Origin of the sequence: Pseudoalteromonas sp. MMG022 (assembly GCF_021654245.1) — a bacterium.
Classification (GTDB): domain Bacteria; phylum Pseudomonadota; class Gammaproteobacteria; order Enterobacterales; family Alteromonadaceae; genus Pseudoalteromonas; species Pseudoalteromonas amylolytica.
In genome coordinates, this window is sequence record NZ_JAKFZQ010000019.1 from 25,308 (window position 1) to 43,212 (window position 17,905).

At 42.0% G+C, this 17,905-nt stretch carries 20 protein-coding genes; 19 read left to right on the forward strand and 1 reads right to left on the reverse strand.

What is annotated here, in order from left to right; all coding sequences use genetic code 11:
• The first annotated feature begins 1 nt into the window (after position 1).
• The 5 genes from astE (at position 2) to L1070_RS15750 (ending at position 6,412) form a co-directional block, all read left to right on the forward strand.
• On the forward strand, positions 2 to 1,036 hold the full coding sequence (gene astE, locus L1070_RS15730) for a succinylglutamate desuccinylase (RefSeq protein ID WP_237126263.1): 1,035 nt from the start codon (positions 2 to 4) through the stop codon (positions 1,034 to 1,036).
• A 287-nt stretch (positions 1,037 to 1,323) separates the two neighbouring features.
• Entirely contained in the window at positions 1,324 to 2,541 is a 1,218-nt protein-coding gene (locus L1070_RS15735) for a thiamine pyrophosphate-dependent dehydrogenase E1 component subunit alpha (RefSeq protein ID WP_070985543.1), read from the forward strand.
• Positions 2,541 to 3,518: a transketolase C-terminal domain-containing protein gene (locus L1070_RS15740; protein WP_070985542.1), complete on the forward strand. Its 978-nt coding sequence runs from the start codon at positions 2,541 to 2,543 to the stop codon at positions 3,516 to 3,518. Before L1070_RS15735 ends, L1070_RS15740 begins: the two co-directional genes overlap by 1 nt.
• Positions 3,519 to 3,527: 9 nt before the next feature.
• Positions 3,528 to 5,081 carry a dihydrolipoyllysine-residue acetyltransferase gene (locus L1070_RS15745; RefSeq protein ID WP_237126264.1) on the forward strand — a complete coding sequence of 518 codons (1,554 nt, stop codon included), beginning with the start codon at positions 3,528 to 3,530 and terminating at the stop codon, positions 5,079 to 5,081.
• A gap of 680 nt (positions 5,082 to 5,761) precedes the next feature.
• Positions 5,762 to 6,412, forward strand: coding sequence for a sigma-70 family RNA polymerase sigma factor (locus tag L1070_RS15750; protein ID WP_237126265.1), 651 nt, complete (start codon positions 5,762 to 5,764; stop codon positions 6,410 to 6,412).
• A 6-nt stretch (positions 6,413 to 6,418) separates the two neighbouring features.
• Here L1070_RS15750 and L1070_RS15755 read toward each other — a convergent pair whose 3' ends face one another.
• Complete coding sequence (locus L1070_RS15755) at positions 6,419 to 6,727, reverse strand: hypothetical protein (protein ID WP_237126266.1); 309 nt, start codon at positions 6,725 to 6,727, stop codon at positions 6,419 to 6,421.
• A gap of 95 nt (positions 6,728 to 6,822) precedes the next feature.
• Here L1070_RS15755 and L1070_RS15760 point away from each other — a divergent pair, with 95 nt between their 5' ends.
• From L1070_RS15760 to fliE, 14 genes are all read left to right on the forward strand, one after another.
• Positions 6,823 to 7,311, forward strand: coding sequence for a hypothetical protein (locus L1070_RS15760; RefSeq protein WP_237126267.1), 489 nt, complete (start codon positions 6,823 to 6,825; stop codon positions 7,309 to 7,311).
• A gap of 123 nt (positions 7,312 to 7,434) precedes the next feature.
• The gene (locus L1070_RS15765; RefSeq protein ID WP_237126268.1) at positions 7,435 to 8,577 is read left to right on the forward strand and encodes a tetratricopeptide repeat protein; all 1,143 of its coding nucleotides are present in this window, start codon (positions 7,435 to 7,437) and stop codon (positions 8,575 to 8,577) included.
• Positions 8,567 to 8,830 carry a flagellar biosynthetic protein FliQ gene (locus tag L1070_RS15770; protein ID WP_343221760.1) on the forward strand — a complete coding sequence of 88 codons (264 nt, stop codon included), beginning with the start codon at positions 8,567 to 8,569 and terminating at the stop codon, positions 8,828 to 8,830. Before L1070_RS15765 ends, L1070_RS15770 begins: the two co-directional genes overlap by 11 nt.
• Before the next feature lie 27 nt (positions 8,831 to 8,857).
• The gene (locus L1070_RS15775; protein ID WP_237126269.1) at positions 8,858 to 9,604 is read left to right on the forward strand and encodes a flagellar biosynthetic protein FliR; all 747 of its coding nucleotides are present in this window, start codon (positions 8,858 to 8,860) and stop codon (positions 9,602 to 9,604) included.
• Positions 9,546 to 10,658 carry an EscU/YscU/HrcU family type III secretion system export apparatus switch protein gene (locus L1070_RS15780; protein ID WP_237126270.1) on the forward strand — a complete coding sequence of 371 codons (1,113 nt, stop codon included), beginning with the start codon at positions 9,546 to 9,548 and terminating at the stop codon, positions 10,656 to 10,658. Before L1070_RS15775 ends, L1070_RS15780 begins: the two co-directional genes overlap by 59 nt.
• Positions 10,659 to 12,737 (forward strand): flagellar biosynthesis protein FlhA, encoded by a 2,079-nt coding sequence (flhA, locus tag L1070_RS15785; protein ID WP_237126271.1) that lies wholly within the window; start codon positions 10,659 to 10,661, stop codon positions 12,735 to 12,737.
• Positions 12,738 to 12,739: 2 nt separating this feature from the next.
• A complete protein-coding gene (locus tag L1070_RS15790; protein ID WP_237126272.1) occupies positions 12,740 to 13,411 on the forward strand; it encodes a flagellar basal body rod C-terminal domain-containing protein in 672 nt (223 codons plus the stop codon).
• A 2-nt stretch (positions 13,412 to 13,413) separates the two neighbouring features.
• Complete coding sequence (flgG, locus tag L1070_RS15795; RefSeq protein ID WP_237126273.1) at positions 13,414 to 14,181, forward strand: flagellar basal-body rod protein FlgG; 768 nt, start codon at positions 13,414 to 13,416, stop codon at positions 14,179 to 14,181.
• A 52-nt stretch (positions 14,182 to 14,233) separates the two neighbouring features.
• Positions 14,234 to 15,139 carry a flagellar basal body P-ring formation chaperone FlgA gene (flgA, locus tag L1070_RS15800; protein ID WP_237126274.1) on the forward strand — a complete coding sequence of 302 codons (906 nt, stop codon included), beginning with the start codon at positions 14,234 to 14,236 and terminating at the stop codon, positions 15,137 to 15,139.
• A complete protein-coding gene (locus L1070_RS15805; RefSeq protein WP_237126275.1) occupies positions 15,126 to 15,692 on the forward strand; it encodes a flagellar basal body L-ring protein FlgH in 567 nt (188 codons plus the stop codon). Before flgA ends, L1070_RS15805 begins: the two co-directional genes overlap by 14 nt.
• Positions 15,693 to 15,694: 2 nt before the next feature.
• Positions 15,695 to 16,816: a flagellar basal body P-ring protein FlgI gene (locus L1070_RS15810; protein WP_237126276.1), complete on the forward strand. Its 1,122-nt coding sequence runs from the start codon at positions 15,695 to 15,697 to the stop codon at positions 16,814 to 16,816.
• Positions 16,817 to 16,825: 9 nt separating this feature from the next.
• A complete protein-coding gene (locus L1070_RS15815; RefSeq protein ID WP_237126277.1) occupies positions 16,826 to 17,197 on the forward strand; it encodes a hypothetical protein in 372 nt (123 codons plus the stop codon).
• The gene (locus tag L1070_RS15820; protein ID WP_237126278.1) at positions 17,197 to 17,598 is read left to right on the forward strand and encodes a flagellar basal body rod C-terminal domain-containing protein; all 402 of its coding nucleotides are present in this window, start codon (positions 17,197 to 17,199) and stop codon (positions 17,596 to 17,598) included. The genes L1070_RS15815 and L1070_RS15820 overlap by 1 nt, the downstream gene beginning before the upstream one ends.
• 1 nt (position 17,599) lies before the next feature.
• Positions 17,600 to 17,899, forward strand: a complete 300-nt coding sequence (gene fliE, locus L1070_RS15825) for a flagellar hook-basal body complex protein FliE (RefSeq protein WP_237126279.1) — start codon at positions 17,600 to 17,602, stop codon at positions 17,897 to 17,899.
• The last annotated feature ends 6 nt before the right edge of the window (positions 17,900 to 17,905 follow it).

Genomic DNA, 17,905 nt, shown 5'->3' on the forward strand with positions numbered 1-17,905 from the left:
TATGTACCTAGAAGAATTAAAACGCACCGGGGACTTTTTAACCCTAACAAGAAACAATGAATTTCATTTGCCAGCACAGCAATTTACGTTGTCCAATGGCACCCAAGTGGATGTGATAGATACAGGTGTGATCCAATTTACACCCGCTCAATATGGTCTTAAGGATATCGTGTTATCTAGCGCGATTCATGGTAATGAAACTGCACCAATTGAGATTTGTGATGAGTTAATCCAGAGCATCATCAAAGAGCAGCTAACGCTTAAACATAGAGTGCTGTTTATATTTGGTAATCCGAAGTCTATCAACATCGGTGAGCGCTTCGTTGAAGAGAACTTAAACAGGTTGTTTAATGGCACGCATGCACAAGGTGACATTGAGAATGAAGAACGTAAGCGCGCTGCGAATTTAGAGCGTTATGTTACGGCCTTTTTTACATCCGTCGAAGCGGGGCGTTATCGCTGTCACTATGACTTACACACAGCTATCCGTGGGTCTAAAAATGAGAAGTTTGCAGTTTATCCGTTTTTACACGGGGAACCTTGGAAAAAGTCGCAACTGCAGTTTTTATTAGCCTGTGGTGTAAACACCGTACTGATGATGCGCTCAGCTGCAACTACATTTAGCTATTTCTCATCTCGACAGTTTGGCGCTGATGCATTTACTGTGGAATTAGGTCAAGTTAAACCATTTGGCCAAAACGATATGAGCCGATTTGCCAAAACCAAAGAAACTTTAACTGCATTAATTAGTCAGAATGATATCAACTTCGGAAAATTTAATTCTGGCGATTATGAACTGTTCCAAGTCCATAGAACGATCAATAGAACGCAAGAAGACTTTACGTTTCCGTTTGCTGATAGTGCCGAAAACTTCACGGGTTTTGCCAAAGGTGAACTACTGGCTACTGACGGAGAAACTAGGTATCTTGCGGAAGTTGAAGGTGAAGCCATTATTTTCCCAAATGCTAACGTAGCACTAGGACAGCGCGCTTTATTAACGGTAATTCCTATGGAAGTAGATGAGAGGTTTGTTTAATTAGTTGTTTTCAATGTAGTTATCCTTCCGTATCAAAATCTTTCCAAGCATAATTATGCAAATTATGGGTTATTCATCTAGGATTAGTTGAATAACCCTTTACGTTAACGTAAAGTGACACTAGTTTTTATTTAATCGATTTGCAAAAGTTGAACGGATTATTCATACAAAATAAAGCCAATCTATAATTAAAAAATTCATTGTGATTGGTGCCGTTCAGAGTCCGCCTGTGCTTGCACATGCCGCTTTACTTGCAAATGTGTTATGACAACAAGAGAAGGTAGGTTATGACTAACCCCAATAACATATCGTTAAATATCAGCCATGAGTTGAAGTTTATTGATAGCCATGCCCTGGATATTCCAACTTTATCCATATTAGGTGATGACGGTGAAGTACTTCCTGGTGCAACAGCGCCAGATATCGACAAAGAAACTGCGCAACGCCTTTACTCTACAATGCGTTTTATTCGCTTGTTGGATGAGCGTATGCAAGCGGCACAGCGTCAAGGGCGTGTTAGTTTTTACATGCAGTGTTTGGGCGAAGAAGCAGCGATTACAGCCAGTACTGCGGCGCTGAAGCAAGATGATATGATCATGGCTCAGTATCGTGAGCAAGCAGCAATTGCATATCGCGGATTTACCCTTGAGCAGTTCATGAACCAATTGTTCTCAAATGAAAAAGACTTAGGCAAGGGACGTCAAATGCCTGTGCACTACGGGTCTAAAGAGTTGCACTACCTAACGATTTCATCGCCACTAGGCACTCAGATCCCACAAGCGACAGGTTACGCGTACGGTCAGAAACTAAAGCATATCGACAAAGAGACCGGTAAGCTGGCATCAGAAATCGACAACATTACCATTTGTTACTTTGGCGAAGGTGCTGCTTCGGAAGGTGACTTCCACGCTGGCTTAAACATGGCTGCGGTGCACGAAGCCCCCGTTATTTTCTTTGCCCGTAACAATGGTTACGCAATTTCGACACCCGCTGATGAGCAGTTTAAAGGGGATGGTATTGCATCTCGTGGTGTGGGTTATGGCATGAAAACCATCCGTGTTGATGGTGCCGATGCTCTAGCTGTTTACGCGGCTACGCAAGAAGCTCGTAGAATAGCTGTACAGCAAGGTGAACCGGTTTTAGTTGAGTCAATCGCATATCGTTTAGGCGCACACTCAACGTCAGATGACCCGTCGGGCTATCGTAGTAAAGAAGAAGAAGCAGCGTTCAAAGCCAATTGCCCAATCGAACGTTTTAAAAAGTGGCTGTTAAAACAAGGCTGGCTTGACGAAAAAGAAGACGAAGCACAGAAAGAAAAAATCCGTGAAGATATTTTAGCCGCGGTTAAGGTTGCAGAAAAAGTACAAAAACCCGCGCTTGAAGAACTTGTTTCGGATGTTTACGACACGCCAATTCCTTCACTACAAAAGCAGTATGAAGAATTGAAAGAACATATAAAACAGCACCCAGATGCCTATCCAGTGACAGCAGGGAGAATTAAATAATGGCTAAAATGAACATGTTACACGCCATTAACTCGGCGCTTGATATCACCATGAATGAGCACCCGCAAGCGTGTATTTTTGGTGAAGATGTAGGTTATTTTGGTGGTGTATTTCGTGCAACATCAGGCTTGCAAGAAAAATATGGTAAGCATCGTGTATTTAATACGCCACTAACGGAGCAGGGCATCTTAGGTTTCGCCAATGGCTTGGCAGCGTTTGGTGCGCCAGCACTAGCAGAAATCCAATTTGCTGATTATATCTTCCCTGCGTTTGACCAAATCGTGAACGAGTCAGCAAAATTCCGTTATCGCAGTGGTAACGAGTTTAATGTTGGCAACTTAACAATTCGTACCCCATACGGTGGTGGTATTGCAGGTGGTTTGTATCATTCTCAATCACCTGAAGCATATTTTGCTCACACCCCAGGTTTGAAGCTGGTTGTACCGCGTAACCCATATCAGGCTAAAGGTTTGTTGCGCGCGTGTATTAAAGACGATAACCCAGTTATCTTCTTCGAGCCCAAGCGTTTATACCGTGCCTCTGTAGGTGAAGTGCCTGAAGAAGATTACACCATCGAAATCGGCAAAGCCGAAGTGGTTAAAGAAGGTAGCGATGTAACCTTACTTGCGTGGGGTGCGCAAATGGAGATCATTGAACAGGCTGCTGGAAAAGCCGAAGAAGCGGGAATTAGCTGTGAAATCATAGATTTACGCAGTATTTTACCGTGGGATGTTGAAACGATTGCAAAATCAGTGGTTAAAACGGGTCGTCTGATCATCAGCCACGAAGCGCCTATCACAAATGGTTTTGGTGCTGAAATAGCAGCGACAATTCAACAAGAATGTTTCTTACACTTAGAGTCGCCAATTGCGCGTGTGTGTGGCCTAGATACGCCTTATCCACTTGCGCTAGAAAAAGAATACGTACCAGATGCACTGAAAGTATTCGCTGCGATTAAAAAGTCTGTAGAGTTTTAAGGATTAGTCATGGCTAAAGAATTTATCTTACCAGATATTGGCGAAGGCATTGTTGAGTGTGAAATTGTCGAGTGGTTAGTTGCAGTAGGCGATGAAGTAAAAGAAGATCAGCCGATTTGTGATGTAATGACCGATAAAGCATTAGTGCAAATTCCTGCGGTACATGATGGTGTGATCACCACATTGCATTATGAAAAAGGTGAAATCGCCAAAGTGCATGAGCCTTTGTTTGCAATGGAAGTTGCGGGCGCTGTGCCTGCTAACGACAGCAACGAAAGTGATAGCAAGGTTGAGCCTGCACAGACTGGTTCATCACAACTTGATGACTTCATTTTGCCTGATATAGGTGAAGGTATTGTTGAGTGTGAAATTGTTGAGTGGCTAGTTGCAGAAGGTGACGAAATTAAAGAAGACCAAGCTGTTTGTGATGTGATGACAGACAAAGCTTTGGTTCAGATCCCAGCAAAACACGATGGCATAGTTGAAAAACTTTACTATCAAAAAGGTGAAATAGCGAAAGTACACAGTCCGTTATTCCAAATGCGTTTAGCGGGTATGAATGACGCGCCTGTTGAGGCAAAAGTAGAAGTGAAAGCGGCGGCACAAACCGTAAAAGCAACACAACAAAAAAGTGCACCGAAAACACAATTGCCAGCCAATGGAAAAGCGATAGCTTCACCTGCTGTGCGTCGTATGGCTCGTGAACAAGACGTTGATATTAACCAAGTACCAGGGTCAGGTAAAAATGGCCGAGTTTACAAAGAAGATATCAAACGCTTTGTGGAAGGCGGTGCTCAAATCGAAGCGCCATCGTCACAAGCTACAACAGCCACACGCCCAGCACAAGTGGCAAGTGGTGGTACGCGTGTTGAGCCAATCCGTGGCATGAAAGCCGCGATGGCAAAGCAAATGGTGGCGTCTGTTTCTACCATCCCGCACTTTACATTTAGTGATGAGATTGATCTGACTGAGATCATCGCACTGCGTAAAGAGCTTAAGGAGCAATACGCAAAAGAGGGCATTAAACTAACGATGATGCCTTTCTTTATCAAAGCACTGTCTTTAGCTATCAAAGAGTTCCCAATTGTGAACTCTCAGGTCAATGATGAGTGTACAGAAATCACTTACTTTGATGATCACAATATTGGTATGGCGGTTGACTCAAAACTAGGTTTGCTTGTACCAAACATCAAGAGTTGCCAAGCTAAGTCAATTGTAGAAGTCGCTCAAGAGGTTACCCGTTTAACTGATGCAGCAAGGGAAGGGCGTGTATCACCAGATGACTTAAAGGGTGGCACAATCTCAATCTCTAACATTGGTGCAATAGGTGGTACAACTGCAACACCTATCATTAATAAGCCAGAGGTTGCTATTGTTGCACTTGGCAAGCTTCAGCATTTACCGCGTTTTGATGATAAAGGCAATGTGGTTTCACGTGCCATTATGCAAGTAAGCTGGTCAGGCGATCACCGAGTGATTGATGGTGGCACCATAGCTAGATTTAACAATCTATGGAAAGCCTACCTTGAGAATCCAGCAAAAATGATGATGGCGATGAGCTAACCTCGTACGGTTTACCATCCAAGCATTTATAAACAAAGGGAGCTATTTTTAGCTCCCTTAGTTGTTTAAAGTTGATATAAAAAATTACCAGCCAAATGATAGCCATCGCTAAGTTATTTTCGGACCTTTACCCCAAGCTCATAAGGTTACTTACATCGGTCACGAGAGTATTTTTACAAACTTAAATAAAAGCGATGAAGCTGTATATTCTTTGCAAGTGGAATGCTTGATATTATTGCTATTATATTAATTTATCACACTTGTGTGTCTAATGTTGCTGTCTTATTGCATACCACCATATCAACCCTATTCTTGGTTGTTGTGTCACTTACTTGTTGTACTTAAACAAAGTTAGGCTGGTGTGCTAGCGAATATTCTCAGTACTAAAAATGTTCATAGGATAAAAATATTATTCATATAAATCATAGATATGCCTTTAAATTTATTGTGCTTGTGTCAATTGTTTGTTTCCACTTTGGTGCATTTGTGTTACTTTTGGATACGCGTTGACGAAGGCTTGGGCAAAAGGTGACGTAAAGTAAAAGTCATAAAAGTAGAAGTCATAGAAAGTTGCCGTAATCGGGAAATTCAACTCGTTTATCGGTTTAATCAGTTTACAAGTTTTCTTAAATACAAAACCTAATTGTTATATAAATCTAATGGACGAACAAGAAGTTACAATGTGGTCACAGTGGAAAGCTGATCGATGCGAGAGTGCTAAGCACTTTTTGTATGAAAAGTATCAGCAATGGGCTGAGGTTGAAGCGTCCTGTTGGCAAAAACGTTTGTGCAATGTGAGTGCAGATAGAGAAGACTTTTATCAGTATGCTCAGGTCGGCTTATTAGAAGCGATGAACAGTTTCGAGCTAGATAAAGGCGTAATGTTTAAAAGTTATGCTCAATATAGAATTAGAGGATCAATTTTCAACAATGTCTTTAGGTTCTCGGATAACTGTGCCTATAAAAATAAGCTTTACTATAAATCTAATGAAGGCATGGATATTGATAGCTTAATTGACTCTAAAGGGTTGGTTGGGGCAATTGAAGAATTGGCGCTTGAGTATTTATTGGAAAGTGACTTGGAAGAGGCTAGGCAACATAGTCTGTCTGGTTGTTATTACTCATCAGATGAAATGTTTAGGCTGAAGCGCAGTTGTATGTCTGCCTTATCACGTCTTGAAGAACCACAAGGTACAATATTATCTTTACACTATCGATTTGAGAAAAACCTAACGGAAATCGCAGAAATTCTAGGGTTGTCATTGGGACGCGTTAGTCAATTGCGAAAACTTGCAATTAATGAGTTAACACAAATGTTAGAGCAAAAATAATTGCTGCTACTTCTTATTTTCAATAAGTCGATTAAGCATTTCTTGAAGCTGGGTGGAATCTGTAATTGAAGGCTCAAGTTGATTGCAAATTGTGTCGACCATTTTTATAAATTCCGGCTCAGACTCCATGTGGTTTCCAAACTTACGCTTGAGCGTACTAAAAACGAGTTGTCTAATTTTACCTTTTAAAGGCTTTGAATCATTGCTTGGTAAATCAGATGAGGATGATTTTTGGACATCGCGAGTCGTTTTAACTTTCGATGGCTTTGTGATTCGCCCCAAATTGCTTTTGTTATGATTGATAGGTGGAAGCATATGGTTACCTCAATTCGTATGCTAAGTCATTATACGGTTAAGTGGCGTGTATTGCACGGAATTACAGATATTGAACCACATTGTGGAGGACATGTATGCTTGTGGTAAAGGATTTTGATAAACAAAATGTCGTAACGGATGAGCAGATAAAAGCGGCTATTGCAAAGGTACCCGTTCTCCATTTACAAGGTTTAGAATACATTGTTTACGACCCATCACGTTTTTTTCAGCGCAGCTATGTTGCCCCCAAACCAATAAATTATAAGGTTGTTGGTCAATACAATCAGATCCCGAAAAAATTTATCTGTATCCATAGAATTTCCCATGTAAATGAGTTTAATCATGTGCTGTATCATGAAATTGGGCACCACGTTTTTAATCAAATTTTACCGAGTCAGCTGCGTGTGGCTTGGGTAAATGACATATACCCTCATAGTAGCCATTTTGTTTCAGAATATGCATCCAAAAATGCGCAAGAGGATTTTTGTGAAAGCTACTCGTGTTTTTATACCAAGTTCAATGAACTCGCAAAGGACAGCAGAAAACTTGCTTTTATACGTAATTGCATGAGATGTCAGATCTAGGAACATATAGTTTACATTTATTCACTAATTTGTAGTGAAATTTAGGCTTTTTCTATTGATATCAGCCCTAAATCTGGTACATTTCGCACCCTTGCTCACTAAATACAAAAACTCAGGTAAAGCATGAGTACATCTAAGACAGAAAAGTTAATATCATTTTGGCGTTATGATAAAACTAATAAAACACTTCTTGGCGATATGCTATCAAGTCTTTTACATCAAAAAGAGTACCCGCTGTTTGCTGAGATCTATCCTGATATCCCATTTTCGAGCATCGATGCCAGTGCTCTCCATGCTCAAACTGTTGAGCTCTTAATCGCTGGCGGACAAAAAGATTTAGCAACAAAACACTTATCTGAGTACCAAATTGAGTTGGGCGTTTGGCATGACTATTTCAATGCGTTGCTAAAGTTTAAAGAAGCTGATTACGCGCAATGCATCGAGATTTTTAAAAACAGTAAGACCGAGCTATCCGCGATGAGCTACCCACTTTTTGCAAGGGCTTATTACATCAGCGGTCAAGTGGAACGAGCAATTCAAGTTTTAGAAAAGCATTTGTCAGCGCAAGCAACGCCAGAAGGACTGGGGTTGTATGCCATGTGTTTGCTAGATACAGGTGACAGAGATAAGGCAGAGCATTTTGCTGTGTTAGTGTTGCAACAATCTCCAGCTCAACTAGATGCGTTATTGGCTCTGACGTCGTGTCAAGTTGCCAAACATGACTTTGCTAATGCACATAACAGTGTCAGAAAATGTTTGGAAATAAACCCCCAGATTGGCAGAACTTGGTCCTTAGCAGGTCAAATAGAGTTATATAACGGCCAATATGAACAAGCGGTTGATGCATTTCAAAAGGCGGTGACGTTAATGCCTGATCATATTGGTACGCATCACCTGTTCGCTTGGACGTATCTCATACTCAATGAGGTAGATAAGGCGTCAGAGCAATTCGAGTGCGCGTTGGCGCTGAACCCGAACTTTGCAGACTCACACGCAGGTCTAGCCATCATTGCTCTAAACAAAGAGCAGTTAGAGCTTGCACAAACTCTGACTAAAAAGGCACTGAGATTAGACCCAAATAGTTTCACAGCAAATTATGCGCAATCACTATTAGCTGCACATGCAGGGGATGAAGCGGCTGCGTCGCAACAGATTGTAAAAATCCTTGATACACAGAGCGATGTAGGTGAAATGACTTATAAGCAGCTGGTTGAGCAAGCCATGGCTGCAATGAATGCTCAAATAGGTAATCCACGTGAGCACTGATATTGTTGTTGGCTACTTGGGGGGAATGTTTCAAATTGCGTTGCAAATTGCAATGCCCTTACTGGTAGCTACTTTAGCGGTTGGTCTGTTAATCAGTGTGTTTCAAGTCGTGACTCAAATCCAAGAAATGACTTTGACGTTTGTACCAAAGATTGTTGTGTCAATTGCGGTGCTCGCAATAGCAGGGCCTTGGATGCTGAATGTGTTGGTTGAGTTTGCGATTCAAACAATTTCCTCAATTAAACATTTTTAATGCTGTGAAGTTAGAGGATCTAAACCCATGGAGCTGATGAGCATTGCCACAGAATTTGTGCTGGTAATGTCTAGGTTGATGCCGTTCTTTGTTTCGAGCGGTTATGGTCCATTGCAAAGGGTACCAGGTTTTGTGCGGGTAGTTTTACTTATTGCTTTTTCAGTGTGCTGCAGCTTGCTAATTAACCAGCAGCTAAATGCAGAAGAAGTGCAGTGGGTCAGCTTTATCGTCGGGGAGTTTTTGATAGGACTTGCCTTGTTTTTTGCATTACAGCTCGCGTTTATCACGATTACGTTCTGGGGCAGAGTATTAGATATGCAAATTGGTTTTGGTGCAGCAGGTGTTATTGACCCAACGAATAAAAATCAAGACCCGCTACTAGGTAGCATATTTTTGACTGCCGCAATTTGTATTTTTTACGTATCAGGCATGCATTATAAATTAATTGAAGGTGTGGTATTTAGCTTTGAAGTGCTGCCAATAGGCTCAGGCCTTTTTGATATGCAGCTCCCGAACTTTGCGTCTTTAATGACCTTGATGTTTAGTGTCGGACTATTTATGTTCGCACCCGTTATTATTTTAATGTGGTGTCTGGATGTGTTTATTGGTTTGTTATCGAGAACAATGCCTCAGATGAATATTTATTTTGTTATGCTGCCTTTGAAGATATTCTCAGGAATATTTTTACTAGGTTTGTTTAGCATGCACAGTAAATTTGTATTTGAGCGCTTATTCGATCAGGTGTTTATTTTTTGGAGCAGGATGTTGTCGTAGTATGGCACAAGATCAAGATAAATCTGAAAAACCAACACCGCAGAAGCTCAAAGAAGCAAAGGACAGGGCGCAAGTAAGTAAGAGTCAAGAGTTAAACTTACTGGTGACGGGTATTGTATTTTTTGCCGTTCTATTGATGTTGTTTAGTACTATTTCTGAACAATTTATATCTTTGCTAAAGCGTATATTTATACTGTCTTCTGATTTCTCTTTTACAACGGAGTCGTTGGTAAGTTTATTTCGTTTTATTGGGCTGGAAATGCTGTATATATTCTTTCCACTGCTTGGTTTTGTATTACTTTTTGGAGTGATGTCGAATGTTTTTCAGACGGGGTTTGTATTAAGCGCCTTTCCTATAAAACCAGATTTTAAAAAGATTAATCCAGCATCTGGACTGAAGAAGATATTCTCCAAAAAAACCTTATTTGAATTTATAAAAAGCGTTTGTAAATTACTGGCTTTTACACTGGTTATATATTCAGTCTCTCCATCTTTAATTGAGCAGGCCTATGAGCTAATGGTTTCACCCGTTAGCGTATTACCTTCTTTGTGGGTCGCCATGCTACTAAAAGTGGGTATCTACTTTATTTTGTTGTCTGTGCCCTTTGTGTTGTTTGATGTGTTGTTTACCCGCTGGGACTTCATGAAAAACATGATGATGAGTCGCAAAGAAGTTAAAGATGATCACAAAAAGCGAGAAGGTGATCCAGAAGTTAAATCAAAGCAAAAGCAGATTCAAAAAGAATTGCTACAAAAAAGTGCTGCGCTAAGTCAGGTGAAAGACTCTGATATTGTGATTGTTAATCCCACACATATCGCAATTGCACTGAAATACGACAAGTTAACCATGATAGCACCGGTTGTTGTGGCCTGCGGAAAAGGTGAGCTTGCGGGGAAAATTCGTTCTCAAGCGCGTAAATATTCGATACCAACCATACAAAACAAGCCATTAGCGAGAAAGCTATATGCAGAAACTCGGTTAAATAAACCAGTTCCGGCGCATTGTTTTGATGATCTGGCACCAATATTTCGTTGGTTACTAGGAATTAAGTAAATGAAGAAAATTGCATCCATATTAGCTGCAAACAAAGATTTACTGTTGGTCGTGGCGGTAGTTGTCATTTTAATGATGCTATTTTTACCTGTACCACCGCTACTACTCGATATTTTACTCATTACAAACTTTTCTTTAGCACTGCTTATCCTGCTATTGACGTTTTATACCGACAAGCCATTAAGTTTCTCGACCTTTCCTTCGCTGTTGTTGATAGCGACGCTATTTCGTTTAGGGCTAAATATTTCTGCAACCAGATTAATCCTCAATGAAGGGGATGCGGGTGAAGTGATTTCGTCCATTGGTAGTTTTGTTGTTGGTGGTAACTATATCATTGGTTTAGTTGTATTTTTCATTCTTATCGTAGTGCAATATGTGGTTGTAACCAATGGTGCCCAACGGGTAGCCGAAGTGGCGGCAAGGTTCACCCTTGACTCGATGCCAGGTAAGCAAATGAGTATTGACGCTGACCTAAATATGGGCTTGATAGATGAACACACAGCAAAGCGCAGACGCGAAAATATAGAAAAAGAAGCGAACTTTTATGGTGCAATGGATGGTGCGAGTAAGTTTGTAAAGGGTGATGCCATTGCAGGTATCATCATAATTCTGATTGATATTATCGGTGGTTTAACAATCGGCGTTGCTCAACGTGGGTTGAGTTGGGAAGAGGCACTTCATACCTACACATTGCTTACTGTTGGTGATGGTATTGTTACTCAAATCCCCTCGCTTATCATTGCAACTGCCACAGGTATCATTATTACACGTGCGGCTACCGATGCCCATTTGAGTGACGAGTTAGGACGACAAATTACTTCCTCTCCAAAAACCTTGTTTATTGTTGCCAGCGCGTTATTTGGTGCCATGTTGCTGCCGGGGTTACCCATAGCGCCTTTGTTTTCTATTGCTATGATTTTTCTAGCCCTTGGTGTTTTGGCCTATCGACGTTCCAACATGAAAGCCGCGGAAGATAACCAAGATGAGCAAAGCAATGATCCACAAGAAGAGCAAGGCGCAAATGACAGCATTGAATCTATGCTCATTATTCGCCCATTAGAGCTTGGCGTGTCTGCGGAGATAGCCAACGCGATTCATGAGCAGGGAGATGTGCTGTTTGATCGCTTCGCAACCTTCAGAAAACAACTCACTCGAGATCTTGGCATTATCGCGCCAAAGCTATTTTTATTGAACGACCCGAGTTTAAGCGAAGGAAGTTACGAGCTTAGGATCCTAGGGTCACGTGCAGGTAGAGGCAGTCTGTATTTTGATAAGTATCTAGCGATAGACCCAAAAGGCAAACTAGACGCTGTTGAAGGTATTAAAGCCAAAGAGCCAACATATGGCTTACCCGCTTGTTGGGTGAGCGAAGAACAATCCGCAAATGCGCGTCGAGCGGGGTACACGGTTGTTGATGCGGAAACGACCTTATTAACACACCTAACCGAAATAATTAAATCTCATGCATGGGAGCTACTTACGCGTTCAGAGACTGAGAAGCTGGTGTCGAGATTAGAGAACTCACAAGCGAGTCTACTAAACGAGCTTATTCCCAATGTGATGAGTTATTCAGAAATTCAAAACGTATTGCAACAGCTATTAAAAGAAAAAGTATCGATTCGCAACTTGGAAATGATTCTGGAGTGCTTGGTCGATAAGGGCAAGGTATCTAAAGATGTGCACTTTTTAGTTGAGCAAGTAAGAGAAAAACTCAAAGCACAAATAGTACAAACGTTATTGGATAAAGATGATGTATTGCACGTCATCACTTTTGAACCTTTGGTGGAACAGCAACTCATTTCCGGGGTTCAGAATGAACATGGACAAAGCTCATTGGCAATTGAGCCCGAATTGACGGAAGTGATTATCAAACAACTAGCAGGTTACACCGAACTTGCTATCTCGAAGCGACTGAAGCCTGTATTGGTCTGCCATTCACCAATCCGCTTGGCAACACGTCGCTTGCTTGAGCGCGTTATTCCGCAGTTGCATGTATTGGCAATCTCAGAGATCCCTTCAACAGTGTCTGTGAGTAATTTAGGGGTTGTACGCAAAAATAAAGGTATGGAGGCAGCATAACTATGGCAGTGATTGACGCGATTGCATTGGGAATAGAACGTGATCTACAGCATCTTAAAGCGCTGAGTCAAAATGTAGCTAACGTCAATACGCCAGGGTATCAGGCTGTACAGTCCTTCGACGTAGTGGTCGGTAATGACAATACTGTTGCGCAACAACAAATTGCCCCTCAGTTTGGCGCAGTTAAAGATAGCGATCGCAGCCTTGACTGGGCAATTGCCTCTAGTGGCTACTTTGTCATAGAAAAAAATGACCAACTATTCGTGAGTCGTTATGGACGTTTTCATGTGTCACAAGACGGTTGGCTCACCCATGTATCTGGTGGTCGGTTAGTTGGAGAGTCAGGTGCAATAAACGTAGGACAGGGACAAGTCAGTGTCTCTCATGATGGCCAAGTACTTGTTAACGGACAGCATTATGAACAGCTAAAGGTTGTTGATGTAAGCCAAGTTCAAGCAGGTCAATCTGGCGGTTTGTATTCGTTTTCAGGCAATGTTTCTGATGTACAAGCAGTAAATATAAAAAGCAATGCAATCAATGTTTCCAATGTTGATTCCGCGGAGCAAATGACAAATATGATCAATTTGAATCGACACGTACAAAGTTTACAAAAAGCAGCGCTGGCGTATGACCAAATGATGAATGCTGGAATAAATGAATTAGGAAGAAGATAACCATGATAGAAGCTTTATATATTGCTGAGACTGGGATGAACTCACAGCAAGAGTTAATAGAAGTCATTTCTAATAACATCGCCAACGTATCGACACCTGGCTTTAAAAGTGTGGATGTAAACTTTGTTGATTTAGTCTATCAAACCCAGCCTGCTGCACAGTCGCAAACACAACCTCAATCTCATGGGATTGGCGTGGCGACCACTGAACAAATGGTGAATTTCGAGCGAGGCGATCTAAAACAAACCGGTAATCCATTTGATATCGCTATTAATGGCAATGGCTTTCTTGCGGTTGAAACGGCTAACGGAGAATTAGCTTACACTCGCGCGGGTAGACTTAGAGTGGATGACGACGGGTATTTAGTATCTTCTCAAGGCCAGCGTTTGAGCGCAAACATTCAATTACCGCCAGATGTAACCAATGTGACTTTTACCTCCAGCGGCTCTGTGCTTGTGCGTGTAGATAGTTCTCCACAACTGGTTGAGATAGGGCAACTTGAGTTAGTTAACTTTAACAATCCGCAAGGCCTGAAAAGGTTGGGGAACAACCTTTATGGTGCGACTGAACAAGCTGGTCAGCCAAACTTTAGCTCGCCAGGAGAAAATGGTGTAGGGCAAATAGTTCAAGGCTTTACTGAGCTATCAAACGTTTCTATGAATGAAGAAATGGTTAATCTGATGCTGGCGCAACGTGGTTATCAGTTAAACGCCAGAATCATTCAGGTATCGGATCAGGTGCTTGAAACAATCAATAACTTGAGACGCTAAGACCTTGAAATTTAATTTCATTAGTTTGCTTTTTTTAATAACAGGACTGTCGTTGGCATCAGCCAACGATGAGGTTATGGCAGGCGCATTGAAAGTGTCTGTAAGCCGTATGAACTACTTAGGCCACGATGCTGTGAAGCTTGCGGATATTGCTGATATTTCCGGAAGTAACCAAGCACTAGTTGAGCAACTAATAGCAATGGAATTGAGCTGGCCTCAACAAGGTAATCGTTTAACCTCAAAGCAAATTACGCAGCAAATTACAGCGCAGTTCCCGCAGTTACCAAAGAACTGGCAAGTAACAGGGCTCAATCAGGTATTTTTGAAGCAGTGCTGGCAGTTGAGTGAACAGGTGCTAGAAGAACAAGTGGCTAAGCACCTTGAGGGGTGGATAAACCCAAACCGTGTAAGGCTTAAGTCTGTGCAATTTATTGACGACACGAAAACGCTCTGTGTACCAGAGAATACGCATACTTTTAAAGTAGTGAATCATGCACCGAGCACATTGTTTAGCAAGCATAGAATGACGTTTCGACTAAACAGCGGGTATGAGTTTAGTGCGGTTATGGGCTTACAGCTTGAGCAATTAAGGCCAGTTCTGCAAAGAGAAAAAAGAAAAGATGAACCTGTACATCACTTAGACATTGAATGGCGTTGGCAGCGTGTTTCTCATATAAAGCTTGAACAGCGCGCGTTGCCGCTAGACAACCTCATTGTTCAGAGAAACTTGCAAGCCGGTCAGGTACTCGATGAAAACAACACCAGAATTAAGCCTGTAGTTGAGCAGGGTGAGCAACTGCAATTTAAGATGCAACAAGGTGCATTGTTTATTACAGGCAAAGCAAAAGCATTGGGAGAAGGACAAGTGGGAGATGAAATAAACATCATGCTTGAGTCAAGTAATCAGGCTATTAAAGCCAAAATTGTGCAAAAAGGAGTAGTCATTGTTTCACAGTAAAGCTACCTATTTTGCGTTGTTGCTAAGTGCCATTTTCAGTATGAACCTGCACGCAACGTCGTTGTTTAATGAGCACTCATTCAGCGCATTGACCGCGGATAAACGCGCTATGTCACTTGGTGACACAGTAACGGTTGTGGTGCTTGAAAACGCACAAGCAAAAAGCCGTTCAGGTTCATCTAATGCCAACGACATTTCAATTTCTGCTGCTGGAAGCTCCCCGCAAGGAAGCTGGCCATATGCCTTGGGCATAGGTGCTGACTATAGCGGTGATGCCGTGATCAGCAGAAATGGATACATCAAAGCACAGATCACCGCCGTGGTCTCTGAAATTGATCAATTCGGCAATTTGGTCATCAATGGTACGCAGAACATCACCATAGACGGAGAGCTGCAAAGTATTGAATTGTCAGGTCGTGTCAGACCTGTCGATATCATGGCAAACAACACCTTACTGTCTTCACGTATCATGGATGCAAAAATTACCTTTACTGGCGAAGAGCAAGAGTCTGAAGGTGTGTTATCAAGTTTGTTTAGCTGGTTAGGGTTTTAATCATGATGCGCTTAGTAAGTTTAATAATTACTTTTTCTGCAGTGCTTATCTGTGTAGCCAGTTTTGCCAGCACACAAGGAGCAGTAAGGGTAAAAGATCTTGCGCGCGTGGAAGGTGTGCGTGATAACGCCTTAGTTGGCTATGGTATAGTTGTGGGACTTGCAGGCTCAGGTGATTCGTCTCGGAGTTTGGCAACACTACAATCGGTAAAAAATACCTTAGAAAGTTTTGGCTTGATTTTGTCAACCGACGACATCAAGAGTAAAAACGCCGCAGCAGTTATAGTTACGGCGGACCTACCCGCATTCGCTCAACCAGGTGATAAGCTGGATGTGCATGTTTCTTCTATTGGTGATGCGCGCAGTCTAACGGGTGGAACACTATACATGACCCCGTTGAAGGGCGCCGATAACAAAGTATATGCACTCGCTCAAGGCAATTTAGCGGTCGGCGGATTTAAACTTGAAGCCAATCAAAGCATGTTGCAGCGAAATCATCCAACCGTTGGGTTTATCCCACAAGGTGGCACAGTTGAGCGTGAGATAAAAAACCAGTTTGTTGGTGAAGATGGCAGCTTGAGCTTGATCCTCAAACAACCTGACTTTGTGACCGCAGATAGAATTGTGCAAGCGTTGAGCCGCACGACAGGTTTCGATGTTAAGGCGGTACATGCTGGTAAAGTGGTCGTTACCCCTGATGAAGGTTTATCTGCCATTTCCGCAATTGCGACGATTCAGCAGGCCTGGGTTGTGCCTGAAGTGGCTTCAAAGGTGGTCATCAATGAGCGTACCGGCACCTTGGTATCGGGCGCGGATATTCATATTAGTGGTGTTGTAATTTCACATGGCTCTATAGAGCTTAAGATAGACACTGACTTTTACACATCACAGCCAAATGGCGTTTTTATCGATTCTAATGAAGGGATCCGAACCGTTGTTACACCAACCAGTGAGTTAGCTGCAAATCAAGAGTCTGAAGCACTTTACCAAAATGAGAAGGGAACCAACATTGCTGAGCTGGTCAGTGCACTTAAAAAACTAAAACTGTCCACTAGAGACATTATTTCAATTTTGCAGGCGCTGAAGAAAAGTGGCGCGCTACACGCAGAGCTAGTTGTACAGTAGGAGATCGAAATGTCAGATTTATTATCAATTGAAGCATTGCGACTGTCATTAAACATGGCAGCTACAGAGCAGCGTTTAGCGCTAGAAAACTTAGCATCACATAGCATCTCTGGCGCGCACTCTCAGCGAGCTGATTTCTCCTCGCTGTTGGCTGATATTAATAGTATGCCTAGTGAGCAAAAATCACAGGCTATGTCACAACTGTCTGATCAATGGCAAGACATTGAAACTTACTACGTAAATCAGGGCAACAAAAAAGCATCACTTGATGAAGAAGTAGCGTTGTCGATGCAAGCATCGGGCAAATATCAAAAGCTCGTTGAAGTGCTCAACCGCAAGATAGGACTGATGAATATGGCTGTATCAGGAGGTAAACGATAATGGCCCATGATATTTACGCAATTAGTATGTCAGGTATGGCAATAGAGCGTGCAAAATTAGAAGCGGCATCTTTGAATATTGCTAACGCAAACTCAGTATCTTCAACTGCTGAGGGTGCTTATAAAGTTAGGCAAGTATCGGGCGCTGTTAATAGCCTGTCATTTGCCGAGCGCGTAGCCCTGTCGAGTGAGCAGATGTTAACTCAAGCTACGCTTGTGCAAGCGCAATACAAACCTGAACATGCTTTGGCCAATGATCAAGGTTATATCTTTACGCCAAAAATCAACTTAGCGACAGAAATGCTTAATCTCAATAGTGCAACACGCGCGTACGAGGCCAATGTAAAAGCATTCAATGCTTATAAGAGTATGAGTTCAAAAGCACTGGAGATAGGAAAGTAGTATGGAAATCACAGCAATTGACGCATCAGCTGAATTAGCAAAAGTGCAAGAAATGCCAGAGCTTACGTCTGTGCAAGACAGCAGCGCATTTATGGATGTTGTACTCTCTCACGTGGGTGAACTCAATGCCAGTTTGGTTGAAGCACAAAACATGGCTGACAAAGTAGCGATGGGAGAGAACATCCCCTCTCATGAAATCATGATCGCGATGGAAAAAGCCCGCATGGAGCTTAACATGGCTGTTCAAGTTCGAAATAAATTACTTGATGCTTATCAAGAAATTACGAAAATGCAGATTTAAGTGAGA